Genomic DNA, 19,025 nt, shown 5'->3' on the forward strand with positions numbered 1-19,025 from the left:
TGGCACGGCTCGAAGCTCCAGAGGAAAGGCCTGAGGAGTAATTATTGAACCCGGATCAGCGCTGAACCAACCACCGGCCGACCTTCGGCGGTGATGCCCTGCACCGTTACGCGCAACGTTCTGACCACATCCGACAGCGGAAACTGCAACTGACTATGTCCCTGCCCATCCGTTTGAATCAGTGGTTTCCAGTACAATACATCCCGGCGATCAATCCGCGACGAAACTTCGGGAGGTGTCGTTTCGTCAGGTTTACTGTCATAGCGTGGCACGTAGAACTCCCGCAGCACCGATGGATACCCAATCAATTGCATGGGCTTTGTTCCTGTTTTTTTACTGGTCGATGGCTTATCGGGCCGAAACACTTTCGAGTAAAAAGCGATGACGCCATTTCCACCCCGAACGCCATAAATGCCAGCGGTTCCAGCATTTTTCAACAACTCGACGCGCTCAATATCACTGGGATTGAAATTTAACAAACCCGTTCCATCCATATCCTGAACGGGCATTCCGTCCATGAGAAACAAGGGCTGTGAGCCGCTCATAATACTCCCCACTCCTCGCACAACCACCTGATAACCACCAGTCAACGTTTGTGTGACCCCTACTCCGGCAAACCGCCCACGAATCATCTCATACAGATTCGGAAATCGGGGAGATTTTTCGTCGAACACAAGTGTAGCGTCAGCATTATTATGCAAACTCCTTCGTTTAATGTCATCCGGACGTTCTTCAATTTTTCGGGCACGGACAATAACTTCTTTCAGGAGTTTAACGGTTTTGTCACGGTAGAAAGCGGCATCGTCTTCCTGACGGATTTTCGCTGCGGTTATCTGCATGTGTAAAGCCTGCCAATTTGAGGGGATACGGGCGGTGTCTACATCCCACGTCCGACCAGGTCCACTCAGCACAAAATGGGCTTCATCATTCAGGAACGGCTTCAATTCCCGGTTAGTCAGTTGAGCTAACAGCTGCGTCGTATCGGCAATATCTAAACCTGCTAATCGAAACCACCCTTTTTCATCAGCCCCGGCTGATTTCAGGAATGACTTTTCTGTCGCCATTGAGGCAATCATGACCTGCGCCCCAGGAATAGGCTCGTTTTTCTGGTTCAGCACTCGCCCAATCAATGACACGCCCCCCAGCAGTTCGTTTTCGGGTGTACCGCTTACGCGACGCCAGCCCTGCGTCAACAGCAGATCGTCTAAAGCCCGGCGTGTTTCGGGCGAGTTGTCTTTAAGGTATAGATTGGGTTGCTCAACTCGCCCCCGTAATTCACCGGTCAGCAGCAGATGCGTCTGGATGGTAGCCGCAGCGGTATCGTCGGGAACCTGCCCGGCATCGGTTACCGAGGCAGACAATACGGCAACTGCAGGAAGTCCGTCATCATTGAGCGTAACGCTTAAAATAGCCTGTTCACGAGGCTGATAACGCGCTTTATTGAGGGACATCAGCACCCGAACCGCGGCCAATCGTTCCGGCAAAAACACCAGTCGCTCGGCCTTTGGTCGGGCAGAAGCATCATAAAGGGTGAGTTGATTCAGACCGGGGGGCAAACCGGCACTGGGTAAACTGACCCGTGCCACGCCATTCTGCAATTGAATTTTTCGCTGATCGACCACGCGGCCCTGTTGCTGTATCAACACATAAGCCGAATCGACGGCCGGACGATTTGTTCCCGTAATCGTGATAATCAGCCGGCTGCTATCACTAACAACATCGGCTGATAGCAGCAATCCATCGGCTTCGGCAGGAGGTAATTGAACCGACCCGGTCAACCGGTGATTCGATTCCAGTTGTAAAGCCGTTACCTGTGCCTGGTAGGTATGGCCTTGAACCGGTGCCAGCACCACACTGCCAAGCCCCAACGGATTCGTTGTAAACCGAGCCACTTCCACACCTGCATCATCGATAATCCGGCCTGCCACCTGCCGACCAAGGCCATCAGGCGCCACCACTTTTATACCAAATCGAGACCGGACCCCAACCACCCAATGACCGCCTTCGGGCAATAGCTGTACGTCCAGCGGTTTTTGTGCTGTGTCGGCTATTGCCTGACTTTGTGACTGAATCAGATTATACACGGCAATGGATCGTTCAAAAGCAGGTCGATGTTGCCCATCGTCTTCATCGGTATAAGCCCTCAAATGATACGTTCCTGAAGCCAGCGAATCCGACAGTCGGAAATCACCAGCCGCCCGACCTTCCGATATTTTCAGCCACTGATGCTGAACGAGCCGCCCTGAAGCCGTCATGAGGGCTACATGAATTGCCGTTTCGCCAACGGGTCGGCGATTGGTAACCGCATCGAGCAGGTAAGCGCTTAGCCAGATTCGATCACCCGTTGCGTAGAATGGCTTATCGGTATGCACAAACAGAACCGGTGCCAGCGCATGAAAACGCTCCTTAAACGCCGTAGAAATTCGCTCCATCCGGGCATCGGGGGGCAATAGTTTTCCCTGTGCAATAATTGGGGCATTTGTTGAGGGAACAGCCTTCTCCTGGTCAGGCTTCCAGTCGGCAGGAAGCATCGTCGATAGGCGATCGTCGGCCAGTGAGCCTTGTATTTCTGATCCATAGGGTAGCGTTATGACACCATCGGTGGTCATCTGCATTTGTCCCGCTGGAAGTTTGATTTGCGAATAAGCGTACCGGGCATCGCTATAGGGCGAATAAGGCGACATCGCATTGGTGTAAAATACAATCAGTTGACGGTCAGAAACCAGCCTGCGCTCAAACGGTAACCGCCCCGGCTGAATCAGTTTTTTTATGCTCAGCGGCTTCAGGTGCCCTCTTAGTGAACCATACAATGTTGCCCGATTATCTTTGCCTCTGGCTATCGGTACGGTTATGTCTTCCTGATAGACCAGAAAGCCTTCATCCTCATAGGTACTGTCGATCAGCGTGACCATCAGATGCCGGACCGATCCCAGATAGGCACGCATCCGATTTCGGCGGTATCGATTAGCCTGTCGTTCATCGGGTGCTTTTAGCTCTTCGAAGCGAGTCGAACCGGCATAAAAGACCTTTTGGAAGGTTCCATCAAAATAGGCCAGTTCATACCATAGTTTATAACCCAACGCATGATTTTCAATAACAAGCGGCTCAGTCGCAACGGCTTTCAGATGTCCGTTTTCTTCGGTAAAACTGAGTACATCGGTGTTCATGATTTCGCACTGCCCGCCAAACGGTTCGCCAAGCAGCTGCTTTTTAAACTGACGAAGATGCCGCTCCCACTTCTTGAGATTGCCCCGAACGGTTACAGTAGCCAGTAATTGTCCGCCGGGTTTCAGGCGAAAATTGATTGTCTTCGCCTGGTCGTCGTTGAGTCGTAATGTCTGGTGCGCTGGCTGATAGCCGACAAAAGAAGCCACAACCTCTACTGTCCCCAACGGAACACCCGCTAATGAAAAGTGTCCCTGCTCATTTGTAATGGAACCCCGCGTAGAGCCGTTGAGGTATACATTGGCAAAGGGCATTGGCTTACCGGTCGTAGCGTCGGTCACATAGCCAGATAGCGTAGTGGTCAATTGTGCATACGCCCCCGAAACCAGCCCGAACGTCAGACAGGCAATCAACCCAACGACAGTTAGCCAACGATACATGGCAGTTCAGGGTTTTTATGGTGAGCGAAGACTCTAAACCAAAAGACCCAAAAGGTCTTGATTTACTTGCGCTTAAGCCATATCGATTCGTGTTACCGTTTCCAGATTTTCGCCCGAGAAGGCAATAGCCCGTTCTGCAAACAATACTTTTGTAGCAGCCCATGTTGAGCGAAACAGCTCGCTCTGCCGATATTCTTCAAGTGCATTGGCTGAGTCCCAGAGGCTGTAGGTCATTCGTACGTCGGGCCGGTCGGGATCACTTAAAAGCTGAAGATGCCGGTTTCCCGGAAATGCCCGAATGAGGTATTTGGAGCTATCAAAAATGGCATGAAAATCGGCAAGTTTATCTTCCTGAAATGTCATGCGAACAATGCGAACAAGCATATTCTTTTAGTATTTTTTGTGTACGTACAAAAGACCATTCTCTTGAATGACGCTGATGCAGAAATCGCAAAACCGCAGCATCGATAATGCCTGACCAGAAGCACCTACCGGGCTTTCTGGAAAGTATTTATGAGGAATGCCTTACTCACGAATTACTTAGTGGCGATCAATGGAACGTCAGGCTGGAATTCGGGTTGTCTACAAAGGTCAGGAAATTAGTAGACCATTTGTCGTGGATTCGCTGCTTAAAAATGCCATTGATGAGAAGTCAAAGCAATTGATAACGTAGTGTTTATCCCCATTAAGCAGTCAGGAAAGTAAGATTGCGAATCAATTTCGTCCTGGTCCCGGTTCAGCAAAACAGTCAACGGACGATCAATCGAAACCTCAAGGATTAACGGCTTGTTTTCTAATCCCGACCGTAACCCATCTTGGGTTAATCAAAAAACTCTGTGTTCTTTGTGTCTCTGTGTCTTATAACCCCTAACAAATGAATTACCGTACATTCGGCCGCATGGGCTGGGAAATCTCCGAAATTGGCTATGGCATGTGGGGCCTCGCCGACTGGACTGGCTCTGAACGGCCACAAATCGAAAAAGCACTCGATCTGGCGGTTGAACGGGGCTGCAATTTTTTCGATACGGCCTGGGGCTATGGCTCCGGTCTGAGCGAACAGATTCTGGGCGACCTGCTCAAGCGAAATCCCGACAAGATTCTGTATACCGCAACCAAAATTCCACCCAAAAATCGCACCTGGCCTTCCAGACCTGACTTTCAGTTAGACGATGTATTCCCGGCCGACTACATTGTTGAATATACCGAAAAAAGCCTGCAAAACCTTGGTGTTGAAACCATCGACCTGATGCAGTTTCATGTCTGGGAAGATGCCTGGGCCGACCGTGACGACTGGCAGGAAGCGATCACAAAATTGACACAGCAAGGCAAAGTGCGGGCCTGGGGTCTATCTGTAAATCGCTGGGAGCCAGACAATAGCCTGAACACCCTTCGAACCGGACTGATCGACGCCGTACAGGTGATCTACAACATCTTCGACCAAAACCCGGAAGATCATTTGTTTCCTCTGTGTAAACAATTGAACCTCGGCCTTATTGCCCGCGTACCCTTTGATGAAGGCACGCTCACCGGCACATTTACGAAAGAAACTACCTTTCCGGCCAACGACTGGCGTTCGACCTATTTCGTTCCTGAAAACCTTAACAGCAGCGTCGATCGTGCCGATGCGTTACGCCCCCTGATCCCGGCGGATATGACAATGCCCGAAATGGCGTTGCGGTTCATTTTAAGTAATCCCGATGTTCATACGACGATTCCGGGCATGCGTCAGCTCCGAAACGTAGAAGCCAACACCGCCGTTAGCGACGGACGCGGCCTGTCGCCGGAGTTACTGCACGAACTCAAAGGCCATCGCTGGGATCGGACACCGACGGACTGGAGTCAGTAGAGCGTTGAGCGGTTGTAGCAGGTTATCTGGAGAACCCCTCGAAGGCCGGATTGTGAATTTGGCGTTGACATATACCTTGTTAATAGTGTAAGCTATAGGATACAACTTATAGCTTACACGACATCCCTTAATACTCCTGCTCCAGCGGATGTACCATAAACTCATCAATCACAACGTGAGCCGGGCGGCTGACAATGAACAGCATCGATTCGGCCATGTCTTCATTTTTGAGCCAGTTTTGTGACGTTTCGTGACCGTGACCTTTTTCGTGGAAGTGCGAATCGACCAGTCCTGAATAAACGCCTGTCACTTTAATACCAAACGGCCGGACTTCCTTACGCAACGCCCCCATAAACGCTTCCTGCGCGTACTTGCTGGCCGTATAGAGCGATCCACCCGCGAAGGTCCGCTTGGCTACATCCGATGCCACGACAACAATATGCCCTGAGCCATGTGCTTTCATCGACGGAAGCGCAGCCTTTGTCAGAATAAACGTCCCTTTCACGTTGGTAGCCATCAGGTCGTCCCACTCACTGACCGTAATTTCATCGACGTTTTTGAAAACCCCATAGCCTGCATTGTTGATCACAACATCAATGCGCCTGAACTGATCGAGCGCGGCCTTAACGACTGCGGCCATATCGGCCTCATTGGCGACGTCGCCCGGCACCGTTACGATCTTTCCCCGAACAGATCCTTCGGTCGCCGTCACTTCGAGTTGCTTAAGATCGTCGGCATTACGGGCGGTAGCAACAACATTGGCACCGTGCTGGGCCAGCAATAAAGCCGTTGCCCGGCCAATACCCCGCGATGCCCCTGAAATAATAATGGTTTTGTTTTCGACGTTCATACTCATTCAGTTGAGCCGTATTAGCGGCCAGCGCAAAGGTCGTAAAGAGATCGCACAAAATTCGTAAAGAAGCTATTGGCTTACGACCTTTACGCCATTGCCAAAACTCACTTGCCATGCACGAATCACTAACCGACAAACTTAATCAGCTCGAGCAGAAATTCGCGGCTATGGGGCAGGATATGGCTTCTTATCTCGAAGGGTTGCTCCAGGCCGATTACCTAACCTATTGGGACTACATCCATCTCGAAACGCTGCTGTCTCTGCAAAACCCTAAAACAGCCTATCCCGACGAACTGATCTTCGTTACCTATCATCAGATTACCGAATTATACTTCAAGCTTATTCTGCACGAAATTGACCAGATCGCTCATGCCGAGCCGTTGACCGCTGCTTTTTTCGTTGCCCGATTGGGGCGACTGAACCGCTATTTTGCCCTACTTGAAGAATCGTTCAGCGTTATGATCACCGGCATGGAACGCGACCAGTTTCTGAAATTCAGGATGGCGCTTCTGCCATCGAGCGGGTTTCAGTCGGTTCAGTTCCGGCAGATCGAGATCGTATCGACTGACTTCCGGAACCTGTTGATCGCTGCTCCCGAAGAGCCAGCGTATATTTCTGATCTGTATGAGTTCATGTACTGGAAACAGGGCGCTACAGAACTGGCAACCCAGCAAAAAACCCTTACGCTCCGCCAGTTCGATCAACACAATAGCTCGCATCTGATTCGACAGGCCGAAGACTATCAATTCAAAAACCTACACCATCGTTATCTAAAACTGGAACACGATGGACAAAGTACACCCGAATTAGTAACGGCTCTGCGTGAATACGACTGGCGGGTAAATGTGCGCTGGAAATTAGCCCATTTGCGATCGGCGGTGCAATATCTGCACAAACAACCGGAAGACATCCGTGCTACGGGCGGAACGAACTGGCAAACGTACCTGCCACCCAGACAACAGCAAATCGTTTTCTTTCCAGAACTCTGGACCGAAGACGAATTAAGTAGCTGGGGTCAGTCGGCAAGCCCGCCAGAACCACTATAAATACAAAAAACTATACGCATTATTCAACTAAAGCCAACATTTTTTTTAGACGAGCCTAAAAATAAATAAAACGTCGTCTACTAACGTATGTTTCTTATATTTGGTAGAAAATTGACGCACAGAAGCATAGCTACTAGCGTACAAGGAAGATGCTCGATTGGCTTCATATACATCGATTCCGGGTAGCCCGTATACTACTTGGCCTATTTTTGGCCATGTGGCTCAACGGGGTGGTATTCCGCCACGCGCACCGGTTAACGGATGGGCGGCTGATCGTTCATGCTCACCCTTACTGGCCTTTCGGTAAAGGCCCGATTCTACCAAATTCCCATACGGCCCAGGAGATTCTATTGCTTGATTTGGCAGGCCATCTCCCCATTATCGTCAGTGCTTTTTTTGCTTTTCTTTTTCTACTACGAAGTTATCACCAGGCTGTTTTTCGGTTTGCTGATCGTACGTATCACACAGTCTCCTCCTTTTACTGTTTCTCACATCGGGGTCCACCGGTCGTTTGGTAATTTCCTGATTGGCGCTCACCGGCTTCTCAACCGGTGCCTGTTGCTGCATTCCATCAGAGCACTCAACCAAACGAAGACATCCTGAATGAAATTATTTTTCCTGTTCATTAGCATAGGGCTAATGGGAAGGCTTGTATATGCACAGCCAACTCCCAATCGAATTATTCGCGGATCGGTGATTGACGCCGATAACCGGAAGCCAATTCCTTTTGGCACAATAACCCTCATCGGAAGTACAAAAGGAGCATTGACCGATGCCAGAGGCCAATTTTCGTTATCGATAAAAGCTGATTCGGTAACTCATAAACTGGTTATTTCCTGCGTCGGTTTTAAATCCGATACGTTACTGATCCAACCCGGCACCGATACGTATTCGGTCGACATGCTACCCAATACAAACACACTCAATGAGGTAGTCGTTACGGGTGTTACGCGGGGCACACTGCTGCGCCAAAATCCGGTGGCCGTTCTCGCGATTTCGCGCCGGGCCATCGAAGGCACAGCCAGTAGTAATATTATCGATGTACTTGTAAAAAATGCCCCTGGTTTGAACGCGGTTAAAACTGGGCCCAATATCTCTAAACCCTTTATTCGGGGACTGGGCTACAACCGGGTCCTGACGCTCTACGACGGAGTTCGACAGGAGGGTCAGCAATGGGGTGATGAACACGGTATTGAGGTCGATAATTATAATATAGACCGCGCTGAGGTCATTAAAGGGCCAGCCAGCCTGATGTATGGCTCCGATGCGCTGGCGGGTGTGGTCAGTATGATGCCGAACTACCCGAAAGACACAGAAGGGAAAATCAAAGTAGGGATTGTAACAGAATACCAGTCGAATAACCGATTGCTGGGTGAGTCGGTGAGTTTAGCATCCGGTGGAGCTCGCTGGGCCTGGAATCTGCGCGGTTCGCTACGGGCCGCCACGAATTACCAGAATAAAATCGACGGGCGCGTCTATAACACAGGGTTTTCGGAAAAAACGCTGACGGCAATGCTGGGTTATTCGGGACAACGCGGTTACTCGCGCTTCGGGGCCTCGCTCTACGACAATTTGCAGGGCATTCCAGATGGAAGCCGGGATTCGCTGACACGTCAATTTACGAAGCAGGTCGACGAATCGGGCCTGGACGATATTCAAAACCGGCCCATTGTGCCCGCCAGCGATCTGTTACCGTATAAGCTTGGCCCGCTGCATCAGCGTATTCAACACTATCGTCTCCACACCAACAATCACTACCAGATCGGTAACGGTGAAATCGATGTATTGCTCGCATTCCAGCAAAACGTACGCCGGGAATACAACCACCCTACGCAACCTGATCAGCCAGGGCTATACGTACGTCTGAACACGCTCAACTATGGTGTTCGCTACAACCTCCCTACCCTGTCGAATATTTCGACTACAGTGGGGGTAAACGGTATGTATCAGAGCAACAAAAATAAGAATGGTACAAACTTCCCGATTCCAGACTACACGCTCTTCGATGTCGGCACGTTCGTTTTTCTGAAGTGGCAGGTCGACAAACTGACATTAAGCGGGGGAGCCCGTTACGACCAGCGCCAGCTGCGTGGCGATGATTTTTACGTTCGTGCCAATGTTCGGGATGGCTTCGATGAGCATGTTACCCTCCCCGATACAGCCGGAGCAACCTTACAATTCCCTCGTCTGCATCAGTCCTTTACCGGCATTTCAATGAGCGTGGGCCTTACCTATGAGTTCTCCGACAAACTGGCTCTAAAAGCCAATATTGCACGGGGTTATCGCGCACCCAGCATTACCGAAATTGCGTCGAACGGGCTCGATCCCGGTGCCCACATCGTGTATATGGGAAACCGAAATTTCAAACCCGAATTCAGCTTACAGGAAGATATCGGCCTGACACTCACACTTCCCGACATGAATCTGGGGGTCAGCGTGTTCAATAACTACATTCAGAACTACATATCGCTGGCGCAGTTAGTTGATGCACAAGGCAATCCGGTGGTCATTGTGCCGGGAAACAAAACGTTTCAATATCAGCAGGCATCGGCACAGCTTTATGGTTTCGAAACCCAGTTCAGTATTCACCCAACCGGCTGGCGGGGCTTCAGTTTCGACAATAGTATAGCTGTTGTCTATGGTTTCAATCGCGGGAGCCGCTTCGCAGAAACGGGCGTACATGGTGAATATTTACCTTTTATTCCTCCCCTGCGCATCTCGACGGGTGTTAGTAAGCTCATTCCGACGAAAAGCCAGTGGCTCACGGAACTGACCGTTAAAGCCGATGTCGATCACAATGCCCGCCAGGATCGGTATCTGGGCCTGAACAATACCGAAACAGCCACAGCAGCCTATACGCTCGTCAATGCCGGAATCGATGGCGCGATTCATATTGGCCAGAACCGACCTGCGCTACGCCTTTTGTTCCAGGTCAATAATTTGTTCGATGTAGCTTATCAGTCCAATCTGAGCCGATTGAAGTATTTCGAATACTTTACGCATTCGCCCAATGGGCATCTGGGCATATACGGCATGGGCCGAAACATGTGCGTGAAACTAACGATTCCGTTTAATTGAATGAGCCAGGTAACTTAGCTGTCCTGCTGCTGAAAGTAGGGTTTTCGCTCAGAGGTGTGCAACGGTTTCTAATCGCACTCTTGCTAACCGTGGCACACCTTTGAGCGAAAATCCTAGAAAGAAAATAGACACTGTTTTCATCGTCAGCAGGACAACTAATTACTGCTGATTTTTAAAGTATCGGATCATCTCGCCGTATCCCATTCCCATCGACAATCCCCGTAAGGCTTTGGTAATGCGATTGGCTTTGGTTTCGGTGGTTTTGGCGTCTTCGATCCATTTGCTGAAGTAGTTCTGGTGACCTTTGGGCAACGTTTCAAAAAATTTCAGCGCATCAGGATCATCCTGCAAACACTCCAGGAAGTCGGCAGATAAGGGTAACGGCGAATCATCCACATCGATCGTGACCCGCACCGATGCACCTTCTTCTTTCCGAATACTACGGCGCATGGTTGCGTTAACAGGCATAATAAACGCCCCTTCCGAACCGCCCGATCGTCCCATCGGGATCAGGGCTACCTGTTTAATTTCCAGATTATCCAGCGTTCCTTTAACCCGAAAAGATGTTTTCTGTCCGGGTTTCAGCACATCCGTCACATCAATCGGTAGTTCGATGTATGTCCAGCCGGTCTTTTCGCCTTTTTTGTCAAACTTCTGAAGAATGGTAGTAAACGTGGGCATAGTGAGTTATTGATAAGTCAATACCGCGCCAGTGTAGCCATTAGCGACTCTTTTATATCCTGAGCTAAACTGGCAGGCTGTATTACGGTCAGGTGTTCGCCATAACTGCGCAGATGCATCAGCAAATCGCGGTTGGGCGCAAGTCGCAGCCGGACAACACATTCTTCGTCCGTGTCGCGGATAACCTCCTGCGTCTGATGAATCGGCTTCGCCGTTACATAGCGACCAAACAGGGGAGAAAACGACAATAAAATCTCTTCGACCGGCCCGCTGCTATCCGTAATGCCATAAATATGCTCAAACAATTCACTGACATTCGTTAACACATCGGGTGGAACGGCGCAGGGATCATCCGTAATTTCCAGATCACTCATTCGGTCAAGTGCGAAGGTTCGCTCTTTGCCCGAAGGTTCGTCATAGCCAATCACGTACCAGCTATCGGCCACTTCGCGCAGTAAGATAGGATGCAACGTTCGTAGTTTTGGTACCTCAGCCAACGGATCGGACATAGTGACTGCCGTTTCGTGTTTCAGATAGCGAAAGGTAATCTGCCGGTTCTGGTTAATGGCCCGAATCAGAACCGGTACGTAATGGCGATTCCCGCCCAGCACACGCTCTTCTACATACACGACGCGTCGCGTCAGACCTTCGGTTTTTACCTCCCGAATAATATCCAGACTTTGCCGCACTTTCTGCAGGGCGTTGGCCAACTCACCCGCTACCGACGCCCCTTGTGTGGCTGTCAGCACTTCACGGGCGTAATCGAGGGCTTCCATGTCGTCGGGTGAGAGCATCAGCCGGAGCAATCGAAACTGCGGATCGGTGTAGTAATAGCCGTTGCGCCGTTTGTCGTAGGCAATGGGCGCGTCATGGTCTTCGCGCAATCGCTGAATGTCTTTTTCCAGGGATGAAATGGAGCGAATCCCGCACTTGTCGCGGCAGAGGTCAAACAGTTTCTGTTTGGAAAACTGGCGGGGATATCGGCTAATGATTTCGTCGATGAGTCGGTAACGTTGAAAGGCTGATCGGGTAATAGGCATACGAATGACGAATGAGTTAAATCATCTGGAAAAATCTGCTCCGTTTGTCAGGACTAAATCCAGACAGACTGTCGGGGTACAAAGCCCGGCACAAAAAAGAGAAAAATATTTTCACAAAAAAAGAAGGGCGTAAAAAGATTACGTTTTACCCGATAGAACTTTGTTCTGTGAATTTTTAAACAACCATACTAATGAACACTTTCTTTCGCTCCAATCAGAATCGCGCTGCCAGCTCAGCACCATCTCTTTTTCCACCATTCAACACCGCTGCTCAATGGACAGCGGCAGCCGTTACGCCCCGCCCATCGAAACGGGCTACGTTGTCGGCAGGGCAGTTACTCGACATCGAACTGGGCCTGTTTCTGTTATCGCAACTCCTGCCCACGGCCCCTCCCGACGCTCTGCCGGGTTTACTGACCGACACCGATTCGTCGTTTCTGGAGCGGCCAACCTGGACTCCCAAGCAACTCAAATTACTGAACCGGGGCCGGGTTGTGCTGAGCCATATTCAGCAACGCAATGTATGGACAGCTTTGCTGGATGCCTACACCACCATCCCCGACCGGTTACAAGCCTATGACATCAGTACCGATCGCAGCCGATTCTGCGAAAAGACGGTTGGCTTTTTCCGTAATCGCATTATTACGCTGAAGCAGATTGTGAGCTAACCACTAACCGACGGTTCTCTTTTTTACCACTTGCATTGCCGTTTTTACGCGATGACAGGCCTGTTATTGCCCAATTCCCTGCCTTCAATTCCCTTTCTCTATGCTCACGAACCTGCTCCAGCGTGTCCAGAATTACTTCGATCCATCACTATCTCTAAAAAAATTACAACCTACAACCGCTTGTCCAACACCCCAACCCACACCCACACAGCTGCCTCTACCGACTAAACCATTACGCACGCTGAAATTGATTATGGTAACGGCAGAAAACAACAACAAATACTATGAAATGCACGAGCAGGAAAATGATACGTTTACCGTTCACTATGGGCGGGTAGGCGGCACAAAAAGTGTCGCAACCTATCCTATAGCGCAATGGAATAAAAAGTTTCGCGAGAAAGTAGCGAAAGGCTACGTCGATCAGACTCATCTCTATGCCGATACGACGGTAACCTCAGATGCCAGTTCCATTGCAGACCCTTCGGTACGTGGCCTGATGAGTCGGCTGATGGACTTCGCAAATCAGTCAATTTACCAGAACTACGTCGTTACAGCCCAACAGGTAACGCGTAAACAAGTCGAAACGGCCCAGCAACTGCTCGATGAGCTAGCCAAACTGGTATCGCTGGGCGTAGACATATCGGCCTACAACAGCAAACTGCTCGATCTCTTTAAAGTCATTCCCCGAAAAATGGGGAAAGTCGGTCAGCATCTGGTTGCTCAGGTCCCTCAAACGGCAGATGAGTTACAGACATTGCATACCCAGTTAGCCAGCGAGCAGGATACCCTCGACGTTATGCGTGGACAGGTCGAACTGGCCCAGTCGAAAACGGATAGTAATCTACCTCCGCCGGGCCTGCTGGAAACAATGAACCTTAGGGTCGAACCGGTCACCGACCAACGCGTGCTCAATCTCATTAAGCAGATGATGGGACCGGATGTCGATAAGTTCGACGCGGCCTTCAGTGTTCAGCAGGCGGCAACTCAGGCAGCTTTCGACGCTCATATAAAACAGGCCAGAAAATCCAAAACGCAGCTTCTGTGGCATGGCAGTCGCAGCGAAAACTGGATGTCTATTCTAAAAACAGGCCTTGTGCTGCGTCCGGCCAATGCGGTCATTAACGGCAAAATGTTTGGATACGGCATCTATTTCGCCGATCAGTTCAGCAAATCGCTGAACTATACCTCACTGCATGGCTCGGTCTGGGCCAATGGGAAGCAGAAAGAAGGGTATCTGGGCATCTATGAGGTACATGTGGGCGAACAAATGGTGGTAAGCCAGCACGAAGCCCGGTATCAACAGCTTGACAGCGATGCCCTTAAACGCATTAATCCTGCTTACGATTCGGTCTTTGCTCAACGTGGGGTCAGCCTATTGAAAAACGAATTCATTGTTTACAACCAGGCTCAATGCACGGTTCGGTACATGGTTAAAATTAAGATCTGACATGAACGCATCACTGAAGCAAATAACACCCTCTGTTGTCTGTCTGGCAGCCACTACCCTGATCCTGGCCGAAGGGGCAACCAGTTCGCTTATTGTAAAGCAATTCCTGCGCAATCGGGGCTATCGGGCCTATCAGTCGGAGATATCGAACTGGTTGTTTACAGTAGCCTTGCAGGAAGGATGGGCCATCAACGACAACGGTATGTTCCGGGTCTACTACTTTCCCACGCTCAAAACATTACCCCAATAACACGAAGCATGGCCTGAAATTCTGGTCGTCAAGCGTAAACGTTCCGCTTCTTTTTGTCCGCTTTTTTACGTGTGCTGTCTCAACATTAAACAATTTGTACGCATGACGCCCATACAGCCCGTATCGTTTGATGCCCCGCTTGAGCACTATCAGAATCAGGCCGAGGAGCTCCTTAAGGCCCAAAAATTGGGTGACAATCAACAATTTCAACAAATCCAGAACCACCAGCTGACCTTTCGAAACTGGCCGGAAGATGACTTTCACGAAACCGGATTCAGTCTGGTCGACGCTCAGCAGATCATTGCCCATGTGTACGGATTCGAGAACTGGAAAGAGCTGGCTAATTATGTCGACCAGGTAACACAGGCGCATTCGGCGGTCTGGCAGTTTGAATCGGCCATTGAAGCAATGATAATCGGTGATGCAACCACACTTTCGTCGCTGCTACAGAACAATCCAGAGTTGGTTCATATGCGTTCGATGCGTGTGCACCACGCTATGCTTCTCCACTATGTCGGGGCCAACGGTGTTGAGAACTACCGTCAGAAATCGCCGATGAACGCCGTTGCCATCACTGAATTAGTACTCAGATCGGGCGCCGACGTCGACGCTCTGGCCGACACCTACGGCAAAGGGACAACTTTGGGGCTGGTAGCGACAAGCCTTCATCCCTTCAGGGCTGGTGTTCAAATTCCGCTGATCAAAAGCTTACTAACTCATGGCGCATCGATGGTTGGTTTGGCTGATGGATGGTCACCGCTGATGGCGGCTTTGGCGAATGGCTATCCGGAAGCCGCTGAAACGCTGGCTACGCATGGCGCCCCAATTGACAGTGTCGTGGCCGCAGCCGGATTGGGACGACTTGATCTCGTTCAGGGATTTTTCAATGAAACGGGTACAGCAAACACGCTGGCTACACCGCTTCAGGAAATGCCTCAAGAGCTGGAAGCACAACTGGAAAGTGCTTTTTTCTATGCCTGCACCTATGGGCATATCGACGTGGCCGAGTTCCTGTTAAACCGTGGAGTTGATCCAAACGCCCAGAACAGGGACGGTCAAAGCAGTTTACACTGCGCTGTACTGGGTGGACAGCCTGGCATGGTCAAATGGCTTCTGGAACACAACGCACCCCTTGAAGTCAGAAACCTATTCGGTGGAACGGTGCTGGGTCAGGCGCTCTGGTGCGTCAGCTACGGCAATCCAGCGATAGATTATGTACCGATTATTGAGACATTGCTCGATGCCGGTGCCACGATTGAACCAGGAGTCATTACCTGGTTGAAGCAGCAGCCTGGACTCGCTGCTCAGACAATGATACGTATTGAAGAAATGCTCCGGCGGTACGGAGCGCAAGCCTAATGATTTGCTGGACACTACGCATGCATATCGGACTACTACTGTGGGGGCTAACGATGAGTCGCCACCTCTATTGGCATTACCTGACAGTTTGTGGAGCAGTGGTTTGCCAGTCCAGCCTGCTCTGCTGGGCCTATCAGCCGAGACTACGGTCTATCGCTCAAAAGCTTGCGAGATCCTGGTAAGATTGGGGCGAAAAATATTTTTTGCACTAGTTACACAACGTAAGAAATTTACGTTCTTCTAGTTGCAACTTTGACATGAACAACGAACAACAAGATCAACTAATGAACGCGCAATTAACCTCCTATCCCACCACAGCCCGCCCGGCCCTGTCCAGCCTTTTGCGCTGGCAGGAGCCGCTGGCGACTCGGTTACGCTATCGCCATGCGCTGCCTGGCATGGTAGCCAACCGGCTGCTCAATGTCGAACTGGGCCTGTACCTGATGGCCGAATTGCTGCCCCTGGCTCCGGCGGTATCCCTCCCCGACCTGCTCAACGGTCAGGGTCCGGCCTATCGTCAGCGCACCATCTGGTCGCCCCGGCAACACCGCACCCTGAGTCAGGCTCGGGTATTGCTGGCTCCCTACCGCGACAGGGCGGTCTGGTTTAAAGCCCTGGACAAATACGCTACTTTATCGCCGGAATTACGGATTTACTCCCTGAAAGGCGGTGGTGGCTGGAATCCCGACGTTAGTAGTTACGTCATGCGCGAACGCCTGAGCCTGTTTCAGGATGCGCTGGCCTAGGAAATCGCAATCGCGGGAATGATTTTACCCAAATTTACGAATCGAACGAATCGCCTTTTATCATGAAGTTTCTATCTCTTGAGCCCTTCATTCCATCAGGGAATAATTTTGAAGGCACTAAGCAATTTTTTCAGGAATTAGGGTTCACCATCAATTGGGATGCTGGTGACTATGTGGGCTTTGACCGAGACGGATGCAAATTCATTTTACAGAAATTTGACAACGTCGAGTTTGCGCAAAATCTCATGGTGAATGTACGGATCAGCAACGCCGACGAATTCTGGCGGGAGGTAACGGAGAAAAAACTCCCTGAAACGTTTGGCATTCGGATCGGCAAACCAATCAACCAGCCTTATGGCCGGGAAGTGAACATAATTGATCTGGCCGGTGTCTGCTGGCATTTTGTTGAATAGCCATGTTATTTTTTTCTGTGCTCAATAGCAGGACTTCCGGTGAGCGCCTTCATAGGTGTGCCACGGTTGCTGATGACGCTCCTACTAACCGTGGCACACCCTCGAGGGCGCTTACTGAAAGTCGCTGGATGAATTGAGGCAATAAATAAGGCTTCTTAAACGGCCTTATGCGAAAGGGTGCTTAACTTCATGGCTCGTTACCCCCTTCGCCCCCCTCTTTTTATGAACCGACGGAGTTTTGTTAAAGCCAGTTCAGTCCTTTCAGTATCTGCTGCTACATTGACAGCCTGCTCATCGCCAAAATCAGCAGGTACGGAAACCGACTCCGCCCCTTTTGTCGACGAGTTTGCGCTCAATGAATTAACCATCAACGACCTGCAGCAAAAAATGCAGTCGGGAGAATATACCTCCGAAGCCATCACCCAACTCTACCTGGACCGTATTGAGGCCATCGACAAAAAAGGTCCCCGCCTGAACGCTGTCATTGAGATCAACCCTGATGCCCTGACCATAGCCCAATCGATGGATCAGGCGCGAAAGGCCGGTAAGCTCCGGGGGCCCATGCATGGCATTCCGGTACTGATCAAGGATAACATCGACACCGGCGATCAACAGATGACAACTGCTGGTGCTTTAGCGCTGGAAGGCCGCAAAGCAGCTAAAGACGCCTTTATTGTTGTTCAATTGCGGAAGGCTGGCGCGGTCATACTGGGTAAAACCAACCTGAGCGAGTGGGCCAACTTTCGATCGACCCGTTCCAGCAGCGGCTGGAGTAGTCGGGGCGGGCAAACCCGAAATCCTTACATTCTGGATCGCAATCCGAGCGGCTCCAGTTCGGGCTCCGGCTCGGCAACATCCGCAAATTTATGCGCCGTTGCGGTGGGCACCGAAACGGATGGTTCCATCATTGCCCCTTCGTCTCATTGTGGGCTCGTTGGCCTGAAGCCAACGGTAGGACTGGTCAGCCGCAGTGGCATTATCCCCATCTCCCATACCCAGGATACCGCCGGACCCATGACCCGCACCGTAACCGATGCGGCTATTTTGCTGGGTGCGCTCACAGGCGTTGATCCCGACGATGCCGTGACGCTCGAAAGCCGTGGCAAGAGTGTAGCTGACTATACGCAATTTCTGAAAGCTGAAGGTTTGTCGGGCAAACGGATCGGCATTGAGAAATCGTTCTTAAAAGGGTACGAAGGCGTTGTTGGTCTGTACAAAGAAGCCATTGATGTACTGAAAAAGCAGGGGGCTACCATCGTGGAAGTCGAGTTAATGAAAGAGCTTCAGGGCATGGGCGGGGCCGAATTTACCGTGCTTCAATATGAGTTCAAAGATGGCGTAAACCGCTACTTATCGACGGCCAATGCCAGGGTAAAGACCTTGGCCGATGTGATTGCCTTTAATCAAAAGAATCAGGCGAAGGCCATGCCTTTCTTTAAACAGGAAACGCTCGAAAGCAGTGAAGCCAAAGGCGATTTGACCAGTAAAGAATATACCGAAGCACTCGCCAGAACACAAAACTGGCGACAACGTATCGACCGGCTAATGGCGGCTAATAAACTGGATGCGATTGGCGGCACCAGCATCGGCCCAGCGGGCTGCATCGACCTCATCAACGGCGACTACGACACGGGCTTTTACTTCTGCCCACCAGCCGCCATGGCGGGTTATCCCCACCTGACTATCCCCATGGGAACCGTTCACGGCTTACCGGTCGGTTTCTCGCTCATCGCCGGAGCCTATCAGGAAGGCGCGTTACTGGCAATCGGCTACGCCTACGAACAGGCTTCTAAAAAGCGAGAGCGGCCGGGGTTTTTGAAGTCGTTGATTCCGGGGTAATTGGAAACAATAAGTCAGATCTGATTCGAGTTCCAGATCGTCACCCCATTCAGCAACTAGTTTACGAATCCCATGCTTATTTAAACCTATAAGGTCTTAGAGGTTTGCGGTTCACCAAAGAAACTTGCGCGCGATACGTAACAATTGATATATT

16 protein-coding genes are annotated in these 19,025 nt (G+C 50.7%); 11 read left to right on the top strand and 5 right to left on the bottom strand.

Annotated features, from left to right (window positions below):
• Positions 1-41: 41 nt before the first annotated feature.
• Together GJR95_RS39715 and GJR95_RS39720 are read right to left on the bottom strand one after the other, a co-directional pair.
• Positions 42-3,605: a carboxypeptidase regulatory-like domain-containing protein gene (locus GJR95_RS39715; RefSeq protein WP_162391146.1), complete on the bottom strand. Its 3,564-nt coding sequence runs from the start codon at positions 3,603-3,605 to the stop codon at positions 42-44.
• Positions 3,606-3,677: 72 nt separating this feature from the next.
• A complete protein-coding gene (locus tag GJR95_RS39720; protein ID WP_162391147.1) occupies positions 3,678-3,989 on the bottom strand; it encodes a putative quinol monooxygenase in 312 nt (103 codons plus the stop codon).
• A 490-nt stretch (positions 3,990-4,479) separates the two neighbouring features.
• On the opposite strand from GJR95_RS39720, the gene GJR95_RS39725 reads away from it, so the two are divergent.
• Positions 4,480-5,451 carry an aldo/keto reductase gene (locus GJR95_RS39725; RefSeq protein ID WP_162391148.1) on the top strand — a complete coding sequence of 324 codons (972 nt, stop codon included), beginning with the start codon at positions 4,480-4,482 and terminating at the stop codon, positions 5,449-5,451.
• A gap of 127 nt (positions 5,452-5,578) precedes the next feature.
• Here GJR95_RS39725 and GJR95_RS39730 read toward each other — a convergent pair whose 3' ends face one another.
• Complete coding sequence (locus GJR95_RS39730) at positions 5,579-6,301, bottom strand: SDR family oxidoreductase (RefSeq protein ID WP_162391149.1); 723 nt, start codon at positions 6,299-6,301, stop codon at positions 5,579-5,581.
• Between the two features lie 116 nt (positions 6,302-6,417).
• Between GJR95_RS39730 and GJR95_RS39735 the strand changes: the two genes are divergently transcribed.
• The 3 genes from GJR95_RS39735 (at position 6,418) to GJR95_RS39745 (ending at position 10,428) form a co-directional block, all read left to right on the top strand.
• Complete coding sequence (locus GJR95_RS39735) at positions 6,418-7,350, top strand: tryptophan 2,3-dioxygenase family protein (protein WP_162391150.1); 933 nt, start codon at positions 6,418-6,420, stop codon at positions 7,348-7,350.
• Between the two features lie 149 nt (positions 7,351-7,499).
• Positions 7,500-7,868, top strand: coding sequence for a hypothetical protein (locus tag GJR95_RS39740; protein ID WP_162391151.1), 369 nt, complete (start codon positions 7,500-7,502; stop codon positions 7,866-7,868).
• An 85-nt stretch (positions 7,869-7,953) separates the two neighbouring features.
• A complete protein-coding gene (locus GJR95_RS39745; RefSeq protein ID WP_162391152.1) occupies positions 7,954-10,428 on the top strand; it encodes a TonB-dependent receptor in 2,475 nt (824 codons plus the stop codon).
• Positions 10,429-10,587: 159 nt separating this feature from the next.
• Here the strand turns inward: GJR95_RS39745 and GJR95_RS39750 are convergent, their stop codons facing one another.
• Together GJR95_RS39750 and GJR95_RS39755 are read right to left on the bottom strand one after the other, a co-directional pair.
• A complete protein-coding gene (locus tag GJR95_RS39750) occupies positions 10,588-11,109 on the bottom strand; it encodes a YdeI/OmpD-associated family protein (protein WP_162391153.1) in 522 nt (173 codons plus the stop codon).
• A gap of 17 nt (positions 11,110-11,126) precedes the next feature.
• The gene (locus GJR95_RS39755) at positions 11,127-12,149 is read right to left on the bottom strand and encodes a helix-turn-helix transcriptional regulator (protein WP_162391154.1); all 1,023 of its coding nucleotides are present in this window, start codon (positions 12,147-12,149) and stop codon (positions 11,127-11,129) included.
• Positions 12,150-12,340: 191 nt separating this feature from the next.
• On the opposite strand from GJR95_RS39755, the gene GJR95_RS39760 reads away from it, so the two are divergent.
• From GJR95_RS39760 to GJR95_RS39790, 7 genes are all read left to right on the top strand, one after another.
• Positions 12,341-12,817 (top strand): pPIWI_RE_Z domain-containing protein, encoded by a 477-nt coding sequence (locus tag GJR95_RS39760; RefSeq protein WP_162391155.1) that lies wholly within the window; start codon positions 12,341-12,343, stop codon positions 12,815-12,817.
• A 100-nt stretch (positions 12,818-12,917) separates the two neighbouring features.
• The gene (locus GJR95_RS39765; RefSeq protein WP_162391156.1) at positions 12,918-14,264 is read left to right on the top strand and encodes a WGR domain-containing protein; all 1,347 of its coding nucleotides are present in this window, start codon (positions 12,918-12,920) and stop codon (positions 14,262-14,264) included.
• Position 14,265: 1 nt separating this feature from the next.
• Positions 14,266-14,514, top strand: a complete 249-nt coding sequence (locus GJR95_RS39770; protein ID WP_162391157.1) for a hypothetical protein — start codon at positions 14,266-14,268, stop codon at positions 14,512-14,514.
• A 102-nt stretch (positions 14,515-14,616) separates the two neighbouring features.
• On the top strand, positions 14,617-15,873 hold the full coding sequence (locus GJR95_RS39775) for an ankyrin repeat domain-containing protein (protein WP_162391158.1): 1,257 nt from the start codon (positions 14,617-14,619) through the stop codon (positions 15,871-15,873).
• 284 nt (positions 15,874-16,157) lie between these two features.
• A complete protein-coding gene (locus GJR95_RS39780) occupies positions 16,158-16,619 on the top strand; it encodes a pPIWI_RE_Z domain-containing protein (RefSeq protein ID WP_162391159.1) in 462 nt (153 codons plus the stop codon).
• 62 nt (positions 16,620-16,681) lie between these two features.
• On the top strand, positions 16,682-17,032 hold the full coding sequence (locus tag GJR95_RS39785) for a VOC family protein (protein ID WP_162391160.1): 351 nt from the start codon (positions 16,682-16,684) through the stop codon (positions 17,030-17,032).
• A 222-nt stretch (positions 17,033-17,254) separates the two neighbouring features.
• Positions 17,255-18,871: an amidase gene (locus GJR95_RS39790; RefSeq protein WP_162391161.1), complete on the top strand. Its 1,617-nt coding sequence runs from the start codon at positions 17,255-17,257 to the stop codon at positions 18,869-18,871.
• The last annotated feature ends 154 nt before the right edge of the window (positions 18,872-19,025 follow it).

It is taken from the genome of Spirosoma endbachense (assembly GCF_010233585.1).
GTDB classification, from domain to species: domain Bacteria; phylum Bacteroidota; class Bacteroidia; order Cytophagales; family Spirosomataceae; genus Spirosoma; species Spirosoma endbachense.